Source organism: Bradyrhizobium commune, from assembly GCF_015624505.1.
GTDB classification, from domain to species: domain Bacteria; phylum Pseudomonadota; class Alphaproteobacteria; order Rhizobiales; family Xanthobacteraceae; genus Bradyrhizobium; species Bradyrhizobium commune.
The window spans coordinates 3,672,266-3,685,556 of sequence record NZ_CP061379.1 but is presented as its reverse complement, the minus strand read 5'-3'; the positions used below and the strand labels follow the sequence as shown (position 1 = coordinate 3,685,556).

At 64.9% G+C, this 13,291-nt stretch carries 14 protein-coding genes; 2 read left to right on the top strand and 12 right to left on the bottom strand.

What is annotated here, in order from left to right; genetic code table 11:
- The first annotated feature begins 74 nt into the window (after window positions 1-74).
- Entirely contained in the window at window positions 75-446 is a 372-nt protein-coding gene (locus IC761_RS17330) for a response regulator (protein WP_195804386.1), read from the top strand.
- 16 nt (window positions 447-462) lie between these two features.
- On the opposite strand, the gene surE is transcribed toward IC761_RS17330, so the two are convergent.
- On the bottom strand, window positions 463-1,230 hold the full coding sequence (gene surE / locus IC761_RS17325) for a 5'/3'-nucleotidase SurE (RefSeq protein WP_195804385.1): 768 nt from the start codon (window positions 1,228-1,230) through the stop codon (window positions 463-465).
- 181 nt (window positions 1,231-1,411) lie between these two features.
- On the opposite strand from surE, the gene IC761_RS17320 reads away from it, so the two are divergent.
- Window positions 1,412-2,176, top strand: coding sequence for a hypothetical protein (locus IC761_RS17320; protein WP_195804384.1), 765 nt, complete (start codon window positions 1,412-1,414; stop codon window positions 2,174-2,176).
- Here IC761_RS17320 and IC761_RS17315 read toward each other — a convergent pair.
- The 11 genes from IC761_RS17315 to IC761_RS17265 all read right to left on the bottom strand — a co-directional run bounded on the left by IC761_RS17315 (window position 2,173) and on the right by IC761_RS17265 (window position 13,280).
- On the bottom strand, window positions 2,173-2,538 hold the full coding sequence (locus IC761_RS17315) for a hypothetical protein (protein ID WP_195804383.1): 366 nt from the start codon (window positions 2,536-2,538) through the stop codon (window positions 2,173-2,175). The genes IC761_RS17320 and IC761_RS17315 overlap by 4 nt on opposite strands.
- A gap of 96 nt (window positions 2,539-2,634) precedes the next feature.
- A complete protein-coding gene (serS, locus tag IC761_RS17310; protein WP_195804382.1) occupies window positions 2,635-3,966 on the bottom strand; it encodes a serine--tRNA ligase in 1,332 nt (443 codons plus the stop codon).
- Between the two features lie 138 nt (window positions 3,967-4,104).
- Window positions 4,105-4,911 (bottom strand): twin-arginine translocase subunit TatC, encoded by an 807-nt coding sequence (gene tatC / locus IC761_RS17305; protein ID WP_195804381.1) that lies wholly within the window; start codon window positions 4,909-4,911, stop codon window positions 4,105-4,107.
- Window positions 4,908-5,426, bottom strand: coding sequence for a Sec-independent protein translocase protein TatB (gene tatB, locus IC761_RS17300; RefSeq protein ID WP_195804380.1), 519 nt, complete (start codon window positions 5,424-5,426; stop codon window positions 4,908-4,910). Before tatB ends, tatC begins: the two co-directional genes overlap by 4 nt.
- 90 nt (window positions 5,427-5,516) lie before the next feature.
- The gene (locus tag IC761_RS17295) at window positions 5,517-5,750 is read right to left on the bottom strand and encodes a twin-arginine translocase TatA/TatE family subunit (RefSeq protein WP_195804379.1); all 234 of its coding nucleotides are present in this window, start codon (window positions 5,748-5,750) and stop codon (window positions 5,517-5,519) included.
- A 166-nt stretch (window positions 5,751-5,916) separates the two neighbouring features.
- A complete protein-coding gene (gene scpB, locus IC761_RS17290) occupies window positions 5,917-6,657 on the bottom strand; it encodes an SMC-Scp complex subunit ScpB (RefSeq protein ID WP_195804378.1) in 741 nt (246 codons plus the stop codon).
- Window positions 6,658-6,678: 21 nt separating this feature from the next.
- Window positions 6,679-7,518 carry a segregation and condensation protein A gene (locus IC761_RS17285; RefSeq protein WP_195804377.1) on the bottom strand — a complete coding sequence of 280 codons (840 nt, stop codon included), beginning with the start codon at window positions 7,516-7,518 and terminating at the stop codon, window positions 6,679-6,681.
- Window positions 7,515-8,543 (bottom strand): beta-N-acetylhexosaminidase, encoded by a 1,029-nt coding sequence (nagZ, locus tag IC761_RS17280; protein WP_195804376.1) that lies wholly within the window; start codon window positions 8,541-8,543, stop codon window positions 7,515-7,517. Before nagZ ends, IC761_RS17285 begins: the two co-directional genes overlap by 4 nt.
- A gap of 46 nt (window positions 8,544-8,589) precedes the next feature.
- The gene (locus IC761_RS17275; RefSeq protein WP_195804684.1) at window positions 8,590-10,143 is read right to left on the bottom strand and encodes an SPOR domain-containing protein; all 1,554 of its coding nucleotides are present in this window, start codon (window positions 10,141-10,143) and stop codon (window positions 8,590-8,592) included.
- A 140-nt stretch (window positions 10,144-10,283) separates the two neighbouring features.
- Window positions 10,284-12,074 (bottom strand): arginine--tRNA ligase, encoded by a 1,791-nt coding sequence (gene argS, locus IC761_RS17270; RefSeq protein ID WP_195804375.1) that lies wholly within the window; start codon window positions 12,072-12,074, stop codon window positions 10,284-10,286.
- A 9-nt stretch (window positions 12,075-12,083) separates the two neighbouring features.
- Window positions 12,084-13,280, bottom strand: coding sequence for a deoxyguanosinetriphosphate triphosphohydrolase (locus IC761_RS17265; protein WP_246791540.1), 1,197 nt, complete (start codon window positions 13,278-13,280; stop codon window positions 12,084-12,086).
- Window positions 13,281-13,291 lie beyond the last annotated feature (11 nt).

The window sequence follows — 13,291 nt, the reverse complement described above, 5'->3', positions numbered from 1 at the left end:
GCGTTAGCCGAAACTCGCATTGCGTCGCTTGGCGTTATCTGCGAACGTTTTCAAGAATGGGCAAGGACTCGGTGATGACTGCGACAGGGCTTTCGGGCCGCTCGGTATTCCTCGTTGAGGACGAGGTCATGATCCGAATGATGGTCGCAGATATGCTGGAGGAGCTCGGCTACACGATCGCGGCCGAAGCGGGCGACATCACCGAAGCGATGCGGCTGGCCCAGGCCACCGAGTTCGACATCGCCATCCTCGATGTCAACGTCAATGGCAAGGTCATCTCGCCGGTCGCCGACGTCATCCAGGCCAAGGGCTGCCCCTTCATCTTCGCCACCGGCTATGGCTCGTCGGGCCTGCCGGAGCAGTATCGCGACCGGCCCGCGCTTCAGAAGCCGTTTCAGCTCGACGCGCTCGGCAAGACCATCGAAGCCGCGCTTCGCGGCGGCTAGCCGCTAATCCCGACCGCTACTTCAGCGTCTCGCTGAGCGCGTCGGAAAACGCTTCATTGGTCCGATCGAGCCGGAGCGGCGTGACCGAGACGTAGCGCTCGCGCAGCGCTGCGAGATCGGTGCCTTCGGCCGGCGTGTCCAGCATCGCCGCGCGTTCGAATCCAATCCAGAAATAGGGATTGCCGCGGCCGTCCCTGCGTTCGTCGATCCGCAAGAAGCCGAGATTGCGCTTGCCCTGCCGCGTCACGCGGATGCCGAGCACATCTTCCGGAGCGCAGGACGGAAAATTGACGTTGATGACGGTGTCCTTCGGGATGCCCGCCGCCATGACCTTGCGCAGGATGTCGGGGCCGAATTTGCGTGCGGTATCCCACGGCGGCCGCTCGCGGGTCTCGACGCTGAACTCCTGCGACAGCGCGAAGGACGGCAGTCCCAAGATGGTGCCTTCCAGCGCGCCGGCAATGGTGCCGGAATAGACCACATCCTCGGCGACGTTGCGGCCCTTGTTGACGCCGGACAGCACGACATCGGGCAATTTGGCGCCGAGAATGTGGCGCGCCCCCATGATGACGCAGTCCGTCGGCGTCCCGCGCACTGCAAAATGCCGCGGGCCGACTTCGCGCAGGCGCAGGGGATCATTCAGCGACAGCGAATGCGATACGCCGGACTGATCGAGCTCGGGCGCCACTACCCAGACATCGTCGGACAGCGCACCCGCGATCTCCTCCACGACCTTGAGGCCGGGAGCATGAATGCCGTCGTCATTGGTGCAGAGAATGCGCATGCCGGAGGTCGATTCCTAAAGGTCGGTTCAGGCCGTCTTATCCGGCTGCGGCCGATCAAGCAAACCGTCCGAATGCGGGAATTCGCGGGGGCAGACGCAGGTCTCGTCTGTGATCTAGTTCATTGCGGCGCTGCAACACCGGAGCCTAATTTTTCCCGTGCATTTTCAGGCGATCGGCACAATGACCCGCTTTTCCGCCGCTATCCTTTTCGGCCTCGGGCTTGGCCTCTGCGTGGCTGGCGCCGGACGGACGCAGGATCTGGCCCCTGCGGACCGCTGCTTTCCCTGGCAGGAGTTCCGCAACGGCGTCTGCGTCGCCAAGACGGCTCCGCTCGCGCCGCCGCCGTTTCCGGCAGCCCAGGCCCCGAGCCTATCCCCCGCCCCGGCAGAGAGCAGTGCGACGACTCCGCCGCTCGTCTGCCCGCCCAGCTTCCACGCTGACGGCGGCGCCTGCATCACCGATACGCCCCCCGCGCCGCCGCGCGCGCCGATCACGATCACCTGCAACGGCGGCACCGCGAGCAATGGTCAATGCACCTGCCCGGCCGGCTTCGAGTTGATGCCGGCGGGCACCGATCCGGGCGGCTCCTGCGTGCGCATCAACGCGGAAAATTGCCTGGGCGGCCAGATGACGGTCACGGGCGAATGCCTGTGCAGCGGCCAGGTCACGATGTCTGGTCAGGTCTACGATCTCGAATTTGCGCGGGGCAAGTGCATCCCCAAAATTTGTCCGCGCGACGGCCCCTGCATTACAGCGGCAGCGAAGCCGGATGGCGCACCGCCGCCCACATTGTCATCGAGCGAGCCGGAACCGCATCGCGCTTGCGGCCGCGGCATGGTCGCAACGCGCTATGGCTGCGTGGCACTACGGCACCGCTCGCAGACGATTGATCCGGGTGCGTATTTCCGGACCATGCCGAACTATCCAAGCCCGATGCATTACTAGCGACGGATCCGCCATTGCGGCAGGAAGCGCGCAAGCCGCCCCTCCGCACGCAGCTTCATCGCGGGCGCGGCGGAACTGGCAGCAGGCGATGTCTCGATCGCACCGAGCGCTTCAAGTTGCGCCATGATCGGCGCCGACACCGGTATTTGCGGATAGCGCGCACGCGCCATCGTCACCGCCTTGTCAAAATCCTCGACATTGACACCGGGTTTGGCTCGCCGGCCCTGCACATGCGCGTCGTCCCAGAGCCGGGCGATGTCGATGTCCAAAACGCCGCGCAGACGCTGGTCGACGGCCTGGATGCCAGCGCCGGTCACCGCCCATTGTCTGCCGACCCAGAAGATGTCGCGGTGCAAGGCCATGAACGGAGGTTTCGAGTTCGCGGGTAGCCGTTAAGATAACCGGCCGCCCGATCTTCGCAACCAAACGTTTCTGCCGCAACATCGGGCAATCAGGCTTTACCCGCGCGCGACGACTTTTAAGCCACCCATGTAGGGCTGGAGCACGTCAGGGACCGCAATCGAGCCATCCTCCTGCTGATACGTCTCCATTACCGCAATCAGCGCACGGCCGACCGCGGTGCCGGAACCGTTCAGCGTGTGCACGAAGCGCGGCTTGCCGTCGGGACCGCGTGAGCGCGCATCCATGCGACGTGCCTGGAAATCGCCGCAGACCGAGCAGCTCGAGATCTCGCGGAACATGCCGCCGTCGCCCTGCCCTGGCATCCAGACCTCGATGTCATAGGTTTTTTGCGACGAAAAACCCATATCCCCTGCACAGAGCGTCATCACCCGATAGTGCAAATCGAGCTTCTGCAACACCTGCTCGGCGCAGGATAGCATCCGCTCGAGCTCATCCTTGCTGGTCTCCGGCGTCGTGATCGACACCAGCTCGACCTTGGTGAACTGATGCTGGCGGATCATGCCGCGGGTGTCGCGCCCCGCAGCGCCCGCCTCGGCGCGGAAGCACGGCGTCAGTGCGGTCAAGCGCATCGGCAATTGCTTCTCGTCGAGGATGGATTCGCGCGCGAGATTGGTGAGCGAGACTTCGGCGGTCGGAATGAGACCGAGGCGCTCGCTCTTCAGCCGCTCATGATCGGGCGCGGCCAGCAATTCGCCCTTGATGGCCCAGAACTGGTCGTCCTCGAATTTCGGCAACTGCCCAGTGCCGAACATCACCTCGTTGCGCACCAGCAGCGGCGGGTTGATCTCGGTGTAGCCGTGCTCGGTGGTGTGCAGGTCGAGCATGAACTGGCCGATCGCGCGCTCGAGCCGCGCCAGCCCCTTCTTCAGCACGACGAAGCGCGCGCCCGAGAGTTTTGCCGCCGCCTCGAAATCCATGTAGCCGAGCGCCGTGCCGAGATCGTCATGCAGCTTCGGCGCGAAGGCGTAGTTGCGCTTCTTGCCGAACACGTGGTGCTGCACGTTGCCGTGCTCGTCGACGCCGTCGGGCACTTCATCGAACGGAATGTTCGGGATCGACGAGAGCTCCTTGGTCAGCTCTTCGTCGGCGGCCTTTGCGGCGGCCTCGAGCTCGGGCATCGTGGTCTTGAGCGCCGCCACCTCGGCCATCAGCTTGGCCGCGCGCGCCTCGTCCTTGGCCTTCTTGGCGTCGCCAATTTCCTTGGACGCCGCGTTGCGCCGCGCCTGGGCCTGCTCGGACGCCAGGATCGACGCCCTGCGCCTCTCGTCGATCGCGAGCAGCGCGGCCGACATCGGCTTCAGACCCCTCCGTGCGAGACCGGCGTCGAAGGCTTGCGGATTGTCGCGGATCGATTTGATGTCGTGCATGGCTGATGTCCCGTCATGGCCGGGTCTATCCCGGCCATCCACGTATCTGCCGCCTTAGATCAAGTCGTGGATGCCTGGGTCAAGCCCGGGCATGACGAATCATGGGCTGAGCAGCGATATGATAGAGCGAAAAGTGCCCTACTCCGCCGGATTGGTGCTCGACGAAGCGCCGGACGAAGGCTGCGAGGCGGCCGCCTTCTTCTCCACCATCGCCACCGCGATGATCGAGCCCTCGTAGAGCGCCAGCAGGGGGATCGCGAGCGAGCATTGGCTCAGGATGTCCGGCGGCGTCAGGACGGCGGCGATGATGAAGGCGAGCACGATGAAATAGCGGCGCTTCTCGCGCAGCATCTTCGACGTGATGATGCCGATACGGCCGAGCAGTGTCAGGATCACCGGAAGCTGGAAGGCGATGCCGAAGGCGAAGATCAGCGACATCATCAGCGACAGATATTCGCCGACCTTGGGCAAAAGCTGGATCTGCGCGGTCTCTTCGCTGCCGGTTTGCTGCATGCCAAGCGAGAAGCGGATCAGCATCGGCAGCACGACGAAATAGACCAGCGCCGCGCCCAGCACGAAGAAGAACGGGGTCGCAACCAGATACGGCAAGAACGCGTTCTTCTCGTGCTTGTAGAGGCCGGGCGCGACGAATTTGTAGATCTGGGTGGCGACGATCGGGAACGAGATGAAGCCAGCGCCAAACAGTGCGAGCTTGAGCTGCGTGATGAAATATTCCAGCAGCGCCGTGTAGATGAATTTCGAGTTATCCGCGCCCGCGACCCACACGAACGGCCAGACCAGCACGTTGTAGATCTGCTTGGCGAAGAAGAAGCAGAAGATGAAGGCCAGGCCGAAGCCGAGCAGCGCCTTGATCAGCCGCGACCGCAGCTCGATCAGATGGTCCATCAGCGGGGCCTTGCTGGCCTCGATATCGGCGTCGCTCATGACGCTTTGGCGTCCTTGATCGCCTCGGATGGCGCGGTGTCTTGGGTCACGTGGCCTTCGGTAACCGGCGCCGGCTCGGTTTCGCGCGTGACGGCGAGCGGCTCATTCACCGCTGCATGCGCCTCGGCTTCCACGAATGTTTCGGGCGTTGGCGTTTCCGGAGTCGTCGGGCCCGCCGGTGCCTCGATCGCAGCAGTCGTGTCGGTCTCGGCCGGCTTGTCGAGCGCATCGACGCGCAACGCGTCGCTGACATCCTTCTGGAGCGAGGTCATCAGATTGTTGCCGGTGAAGCCGGAGGCGGCTTCCTTGACCTCGTCAAAGCTCTTCTTGAGGTCGGCCATCTCGGCCTCGCGCATCGCTTCCTGGAATTGGCCCTGGAATTCGGCGGCCATCTTGCGGGCCTTGCCCATCCATTGACCGACCATGCGCAGCACGCCCGGCAGCTCTTTCGGGCCGATGGCGACCAGGGCCACGACCCCGATGAGGACCAGTTCACTCCACCCGATGTCGAACATGAAGTCTTCCGTTCACGTGAAGGCGCGATCGGCCCAATCCGCTAACGCGCAGGATCGGGTCGGCTACCCGCGTCTCGCGTGCTCTCTGGCTCAGACGGCCTTGCTGCCGACGTCGGATCGCGCCGCGGTCGGTGCGGCATTGTGCTCGATGGACTTCGACGGCTCGGGCTTTTCGGCGGGCTTGTCGTCGTCCTGCATGCCCTTCTTGAAGGCCTTGATGCCCTGCGCCACGTCGCCCATCAGATCCGAAATCTTGCCGCGGCCGAACAGCAGCAGGACCACTGCGATCACCAAGATCCAGTGCCAAATGCTAAGCGAACCCATCCTGCAACCCTCCAAACACGCATGGCCGGGACCCGGCCGATCTTCACCGGAACGTAGGCTTCGTGGGTGTCAAAAACAAGGACCAAGGCAGCGCCAATTCGCTGTTGGCGCTACGTAATCTTGCTAGTGTTAACTGGTCGCAGGGCGCCCGTAAAAGGCCGGAATATCAGCCTTCTTCGTCACCCTGATCGCCGCCTTCCGGCGCCTCGGGCTCGACCGCCGGAGCGAGCGCCAGATCCAGCTCGTCGCCCGGTTCCAGCGGATCCTCGTCCTCGCGCAGTGCCGGATCATCTGACGGCGTCGGCACGCTGAATCCGGTCGGCAGGCGCGAATCCAACAGGCCCGTGCCCTTCAGCTCCTCGAGACCCGGCAGATCGCCGAGCTGTTCCAGCGTGAACTGCGACAGGAAGTCCTCGGTGGTTCCGAAGGTCAGGGGACGGCCCGGCGTCTTGCGACGGCCACGCGGCTTGATCCAGCCGGTCTCCAGGAGCACGTCGAGCGTGCCTTTTGAGGTGATGACGCCGCGGATCTCCTCGATCTCGGCACGCGTCACCGGCTGGTGATAGGCGATGATCGCCAGCACCTCGATCGCCGCACGCGACAGGCGCCGGGTCTCGGTGCTCTCGCGCGTCATCAGCCAGGCGAGATCGCCCGCGGTGCGGAAGGTCCATTTGTTGGCGACGCGCACCAGGTTCACACCACGCGTCGCATATTCGGCCTGCAATTGCTCGAGCGCGGCCTTGACGTCGACGCCCTCCGGCATGCGCTTGGCCAGCGTTGCGGTGTCCAGCGGTTCGCTCGAAGCAAACAGCAGCGCTTCCAGCAGCCGCAATTCTTCGGGACGTGCCTGGGGTTCGTTCTCCATCGGCTCGGCCTCTTCTACCCGCACTTCAGCCAGGCTTGCCATGGCAGCTTCTCCTTCTTGCACTTAACCGACCGGCGCATCAGGCGCAGGAGTTGCGTCTGGCACCGGTTGATGGCGCCCTTTCCGGAAATAGATCGGCGCAAACGCCTCTTTCTGGTTCAGCTCGAGCTGGCCTTCGCGCACCAGCTCGAGTGCTGCGGCGAAGCTCGAGGCGAACACCGTCGCACGTTGCGTCGGATCGGCGACGTGCCGGATCAGGAAATCGTCGAGAACGCCCCAGTCGTCCTGCTCGGTGATGCTGCCGACCAGCCGCTCCAGCGTGGCGCGCGCTTCAGCAAGCGACCACACCGTACGCTTGGCGAGATGCACGTTCGCCAGCACGCGCGACTGACGCTGCACCGCGTAAGCCGTGAGCAGGTCGTAGAGCGTCGCGGTATATTTCGGATGCCTGATCTCGGCGATGTGCTCGGGCTCGCCGCGCGGGAAGATATCGCGCAGCAATTGCTGCCGGTTCATCAGCCGATTGGCGGCTTCGCGAATGGCTTCGAGCCGCCGCAGGCGGTTGGCGAGCGCGGTCGCCATTTCCTCAGCACTCGGACCTTCGGCGCTTGGCGGCTCCGGCAACAGCAGGCGCGACTTCAGGAACGCGAGCCAGGCGGCCATCACGAGATAGTCGGCGGCGAGCTCAAGCCGGATCTTTCGCGCGGCTTCGATGAAGTGAAGATACTGATCGGCCAGCGCCAGGATCGAGATCTTGGACAGGTCGACCTTCTGCTGGCGCGCCAGCGCAAGCAAGAGATCGAGCGGGCCTTCATAGCCTTCGACGTCGACCACCAATGCCGGCTCACCCTCGGCGAGCTCTGCGGGCCGCCCGGTTTCGAACGATAGGATTTCTGCGGTCATGCGGATGCCGTGTTTGCCCGTGCGATCAATCCGTCCAGTTCGGCGCGCGCGGCTGCGCGATCGAACGGCTGCGGCGCCTTGCGCGCGGCGAGCGCAGTGTTTGCGCGCTTAAGCGCCAGGCCCGACAATTCAGGTGTCTGGCTGGCGACGTCGCGCATCTCCTCGATGTTGCCGTTGCAATGCAGCGCCATGTCGCAACCGGCCGCGAAGATCGCGCGGGTGCGCTCGGCAAGATTGCCCGCCAGCGCGTTCATCGACACGTCATCACTCATTAACAAACCCTGGAACCCGATTGCGTGGCGAATCACCTGAGCAATCATTGTCGCAGAAGTCGTCGCCGGATGGGCGGGGTCGACCGCGCTAAACACAACATGTGCAGTCATGGCCATCGGAAGGTCGGCCAACGGCTTGAACGCCGCGAAGTCGGTCCGCTCCAGCTCGTCACGCGGCGCATCGACGGTCGGCAGCTTGAAATGAGTGTCGGCGGTGGCCCGTCCGTGCCCGGGAATGTGTTTCAGGACCGGCAGGATGCCGCCCTGCTCCAGCCCGTCGGTGACGGCGCGCGCGATCGCAGCGACCTTGTCCGGTGCAGTGCCATAGGCGCGATTCCCGATCACGGCGTCGGCGCCCAGAACCGGCACGTCCGCCAGCGGCAGGCAATCCACGGTAATACCGAGATCGGCCAGATCGGCGGCAATCAGCCGGGCGCTGAGGCGTGCCGCCGTCAGCCCGAGGGCCGAATCAGCGTCGTACAACGCGCCGAAAACGGCGCCCGGCGGATAGATGGGCCAGTGCGGCGGCCCCAGCCGCTGCACCCGTCCGCCCTCCTGGTCGATCAGGACCGGGGCGTCGGGGGCATCAGCGACGCTGCGCAATTCGGCAACCAGGGCAGTGACTTGAGCCGGAGTTTCGATATTGCGTTTGAAGAGGATGAAGCCCCATGGACGATCGGCACGGATAAACTCCCGCTCGGCGGCGGTCAGTTCCGTTCTGGATACGCCGGTAATGAAGGCCCGCGTGGTCATAAGGGCCGATTAACCCTGCCCCGCTGAGGGGTCAAGGAAACGGCCGCTAATTCCTCTGGACGAAGCAGGTCGGCAGGCCAGCAGACTTCAGATTGTTGCAGGCTTGCGTCGCTTCCTCGACCGAACCATAGGGCCCGGCGAAGGCGCGGTAGACGATACCCTTGCCCTTGTCGGTCAGGTCGACCCGCTTGACCACCGGCGAGCGCGAGCCGAGCACGCTGCCATATTTGCCCTGGAGCACCCGGTACGACGCCTGCGCACTCTCCTCGCTCTGTTGCGAGGAGACCTGCACGACAAAGCCGCCACCGCCACTGCTGGCGGGCGCGGTTTGCGTCGGATTGGTCGCAGCAATCCGCTGCGGCGGCTCGGAGGGCGCGGCCTGCGGCGCCAGCGAGAGCGGCTGGTTGGCGCTGGCATTGGCCGAGGTCGGCGGCGTCCGCGGCGCAGCAGCCGGCTTCGGCACAGCCACCTGCTTGGCGGCCGATGGAGCTGCGGCTTGCGGCGAGGTGACGTCGGCCTGATCGCCCCTCACCGGCACGGTCTTGATCGGGCGCGGTGTGTTGTTCGGCATCGTGCCGTTGCTCGGCATCGGACCGGCGCTCGGCGGCGGAACGGTGGACGGCGATACGCTCGCGACCGGCGGCGGATTCGCGTTCTGGTTCAGCGGCGGAAACACCACGCGAGGACCGGCGGCCTTGGCGTTGACGTCGACGGGCGCCTCTTCGCGCGGGACGATCTTCTCGCTACCGTCACCGCTCACCATGCGGTCCGGCACCTTGGCCGAGGAGTCGCCCGGCGCTGGCATGATCTTGGTCGGCGTGTTGTCGGCCTTGATGATCGGCGGCTCGCCGCTGCGGGGCGAGCCCATGTAGGTCTTGTAGGCGAAAGCGGCGCCGGTTCCGACCACGGCCAGCGCCAGGATCGCCGCCACCGTCATCATGCCGCCGCGCGACTTCCTCGGCTCCTCCTCAAGATCGTCCTCGGGATAGTCGCTCTGGAACGCGTAAGGGTCGTCTGGATAGGCCGGATCGCGCTGAAAGTCCTGCTCGCCGGACTCGAGCCGGCCGTAGAGCGCATCATCGTAGCGCGCCGGATCGGGTTGCTCGTATGGCTGCTGATAGGCCTGATCCTGCTGGTAGGCTTGGTCCTGATACGCCTGATCCTGATAGCCGTGATCCTGCGAGGCCTGCGGCTGATGATAATCAGGCGCGGGCGCAGCCGGCTGGGCCGAGTAGCGATGCAGTGGATGAACCGGGTTTACGTCAACAGGATAGTCAGGCTCGGCAGCCGGTGCCGGCTGCGGCTGCACATTGGCGCGCCGCATCCATGAAGGCGGACCGGGCTGAGGCGGCGGCGCCGGTGGCTCGGCATAGTCCTGCTGGTAGTCGTCCTGCTGATAGTCGTCGTCCTGATAGCTTTGCGTGGGCGCAGGCGCTGCCGGCGTCCGCGCGCCCGGCCGTCCTTGTGCCGCGAAGGGATCGGTCTGCCCGATCAGGCGGGCGAGTTCGGCCAAGGGATCGCTTTCCGCCTTCCCATGCTGGTCGTTGCCGCGACCATAGTCGTCGGAGGGAAACGGTCTGTCGTGATATCGATCGGCCATCGTGATGATGCGTCCCTTCGGGAAAGCCGCGCGCCCCTCGACCAAGGCGCGGCTTTCGACCCACAAGGCTTTCAACCAAGTCTAAGCGATCCGGCTTCTGCCGGTTACCCCAAAATTCCCCTTAAGTAGTTCGCCCCAAACTACCGCATCTCGTCCGGGGCATGGACGCCGAGGATGGCGAGGCCCGATGCCAGGACCGAGACGACGCCCTGGACCATGGCCAGTCGCGCCTTTGTAAGATCTGCATCATTATTGATAATGAAGCGTAAATAGGGCAAATCGCGCCCCTTCGTCCAAAGTGCGTGAAATTCGCTCGCTAAGTCATAGAGATAGAAAGCAATTCGGTGCGGCTCATGAGCCGCCGCGGCAGCTTCCAGCATCCTCGGATAAATTGCGAGGCGCTTAAGAAGATCGAGCTCGACGGGGTCCGAGAGCCGCTCCACCGCCGACTCACCGAGCCAGGCGATGCGCTTGCCAGCATCTTCCGGCAGGTCGGGGAATACCTCGACCCGCGCATTGCGGAAGATCGAGTGGCCGCGGGCGTGGCCGTACTGGACGTAGAACACCGGATTGTCGCGCGACTGTTCCATGACCTTGGCGAGGTCGAAATCGAGCACCGCGTCGTTCTTGCGGTATAGCATCATGAAGCGGACGGCGTCCTGGCCGACCTCATCCACCACCTCACGCAAGGTGACGAAGTCCCCGCTCCGCTTCGACATTTTCACCGGTTCGCCGTTGCGCAGCAACTTCACGAGCTGGACGATCTTGACGTCGAGCGCGCCCTTGCCGGACGTCGTGGCCTTCACGGCCGCCTGCATGCGCTTGATGTAACCGCCATGGTCGGCGCCCCAGACATCGATCATCTCCGCAAAACCACGGTCGAACTTGTCCTTGTGATAGGCGATGTCGGAGGCGAAGTAGGTGTAGGAATTATCCGACTTGATCAGCGGTCGATCGACATCGTCGCCGTAAGCGGTCGCCTTGAACAGCAGCTGCTCGCGGTCTTCCCAGTCCTCGACCGGTGCGCCCTTTGGCGGCGGCAGGCGGCCTTCGTAGATGTCGCCCTTGGCCTTCAGGAAATCGATGGTCTCGGCGACCTTGTTGTTGCCGGTCTCGATCAGCGAGCGCTCCGAGAAGAACACGTCGTGGCGGATGTTGAGGGCCGCGAGATCGTCCTTGATCTCGTCCATCATCATGGCGATCGCCTTGGCCCGCACCGTCGGCAGCCATTGCGCTTCGCTCATCGCGAGCAGCTTGTCGCCGTGCTCCTGCGCGAGCGCCGCGCCGACCGGCTTCAGATAATCACCCGGATAGAGGCCTTCCGGGATCGCGCCGATGTCCTCGCCGAGCGCCTCGCGATACCTGAGGAACGCGGAGCGTGCGAGCACGTCGACCTGCGCGCCGGCGTCGTTGATGTAATATTCGCGCGTGACGTCATGGCCGCCGAACTCGAGCAGGCTTGCGAGCGCGTCGCCGAACACGGCGCCACGGCAATGGCCGACATGCATCGGCCCGGTCGGGTTGGCCGAGACGTATTCGACATTGACCCTGGAGCCACCGCGCACGCGGCCGTAATCGGCGCCCTCGCGCAGCACGGTCCGCAGTGCCTCGGCCCAAGCGGCGGGCTTGAGCGTCAAGTTGATGAAGCCCGGGCCCGCAACGTCGACCTTGGCGATCAGCGCGTCGGCGCGGAGCCGCGCCGCGATCTGCTCGGCGAGATCGCGGGGCTTTGCCTTTGCCTCTTTCGCAAGCACCATGGCGGCGTTGGTCGCCATGTCGCCATGAGAGGCATCGCGCGGCGGCTCGACCACCACGCGCGAGAAATCGATGCCCTCGGGCCAGCTGGCGTCCGCGGCGAGCGCGCGGCAGACGGCGTGCACGCGTGCGAGCACGTCGGCGAACAGATGCGGGCTTGAGGATGTGTCGGGCATGGCCGCCGCCTAACGCAAATCCGGGGTCGAGTCAAAGAGCCGCTGGTGCTCGGTCAGAGCGAAACGGTCGGTCATTCCGGCAATGAAATTGCCAATCCGGCGGGCCCGGTCGCCCTCGTCGTCGCCTTGCGCCCCCACCAGCCATTCCGGCGGCAGATCGGCCGGCGATGTCAGGTATTTGGCGAACAGGTCGAACAGGATCTGTTCCGCCTCCGCCATCACCCGCATCACCCGCTTGTGGCGGTACATGTGCTGATAGAGAAAGCGCTTGATGGCGGCCTCCTCTTCGGCCACCGCCGCCGGGAACGAGATCAGCGCCCGGCTCTGCTGGCGCACGTCCTGGGCCGATTGCGGTTTCGCGGCGGCCAAGTTCCTCTCGGCCTCGGCGAAGACCGCCCCGATCAGATGCGAGATCAGCTCGCGCACGAGTTCCGCGCCGCGCCTGACGTCTTCGAGATCGGGATAATGCGCCGAGGTCTCGGCGATGATCTCGGCGGTGAGCGGCATCACCTTGAGGTCGTCGAGGTGGAACAGCCCGGCACGCAGGCCGTCGTCGATGTCATGGGCGTCATAAGCGATGTCGTCGGCGATCGCGGCCACTTGCGCTTCCAGCGAGGCGAAGCTCCAGAGTTCGAGATCGTAGGTCTTGATATAGTCGGCGATGCCGACGGGAATGCCGTGCTCGCGATATCGCCCGACCGGCGCGCCGCTACGATCGGTCAGCGGGCCGTTGTGCTTGACGATGCCCTCCAGCGCCTCCCAGGTCAGGTTGAGCCCGTCGAACTCGGGATAGCGGTGCTCCAGCGAGCCGACGACGCGGAGCGCCTGGGCGTTGTGGTCGAAGCCGCCAAAGTCCTTCAGGCAGGCATCCAGCGCCCGCTCGCCGGCATGGCCGAACGGCGGATGGCCGAGGTCGTGGGCGAGCGCCAATGTTTCCGTGAGGTCCTCGTCCAGCCCGAGCTGGCGGGCCAGCGCGCGGGCGATCTGGGCCACCTCCAGCGAATGGGTCAGCCGGGTGCGGTAATGGTCGCCCTCGTGGAACACGAACACCTGGGTCTTGTACTTCAGGCGGCGGAATGCGGTCGAATGGATCACCCGGTCGCAATCCCGCCGGAACGGGCTCCGGGTCCGGCTCGGGGGCTCCGCGACCAGCCGGCCACGGCTGCGCTCAGGGTCGCAGGCATAGGGCGCGCGAGGGGCTGCCATTCCGACGGACA

Excerpts from the sequence above, each read along its gene's own strand:
- IC761_RS17330 (WP_195804386.1), top strand. The coding sequence starts at position 75 with ATGACTGCGACAGGGCTTTCGGGCCGCTCGGTATTCCTCGTTGAGGAC.
- surE (WP_195804385.1), bottom strand. The coding sequence starts at position 1,230 with ATGCGCATTCTCTGCACCAATGACGACGGCATTCATGCTCCCGGCCTC.
- IC761_RS17320 (WP_195804384.1), top strand. The coding sequence starts at position 1,412 with ATGACCCGCTTTTCCGCCGCTATCCTTTTCGGCCTCGGGCTTGGCCTC.
- IC761_RS17315 (WP_195804383.1), bottom strand. The coding sequence starts at position 2,538 with ATGGCCTTGCACCGCGACATCTTCTGGGTCGGCAGACAATGGGCGGTG.
- serS (WP_195804382.1), bottom strand. The coding sequence starts at position 3,966 with ATGCACGACATCAAATCGATCCGCGACAATCCGCAAGCCTTCGACGCC.
- tatC (WP_195804381.1), bottom strand. The coding sequence starts at position 4,911 with ATGAGCGACGCCGATATCGAGGCCAGCAAGGCCCCGCTGATGGACCAT.
- tatB (WP_195804380.1), bottom strand. The coding sequence starts at position 5,426 with ATGTTCGACATCGGGTGGAGTGAACTGGTCCTCATCGGGGTCGTGGCC.
- IC761_RS17295 (WP_195804379.1), bottom strand. The coding sequence starts at position 5,750 with ATGGGTTCGCTTAGCATTTGGCACTGGATCTTGGTGATCGCAGTGGTC.
- scpB (WP_195804378.1), bottom strand. The coding sequence starts at position 6,657 with ATGGCAAGCCTGGCTGAAGTGCGGGTAGAAGAGGCCGAGCCGATGGAG.
- IC761_RS17285 (WP_195804377.1), bottom strand. The coding sequence starts at position 7,518 with ATGACCGCAGAAATCCTATCGTTCGAAACCGGGCGGCCCGCAGAGCTC.
- nagZ (WP_195804376.1), bottom strand. The coding sequence starts at position 8,543 with ATGACCACGCGGGCCTTCATTACCGGCGTATCCAGAACGGAACTGACC.
- IC761_RS17275 (WP_195804684.1), bottom strand. The coding sequence starts at position 10,143 with ATGGCCGATCGATATCACGACAGACCGTTTCCCTCCGACGACTATGGT.
- argS (WP_195804375.1), bottom strand. The coding sequence starts at position 12,074 with ATGCCCGACACATCCTCAAGCCCGCATCTGTTCGCCGACGTGCTCGCA.
- IC761_RS17265 (WP_246791540.1), bottom strand. The coding sequence starts at position 13,280 with ATGGCAGCCCCTCGCGCGCCCTATGCCTGCGACCCTGAGCGCAGCCGT.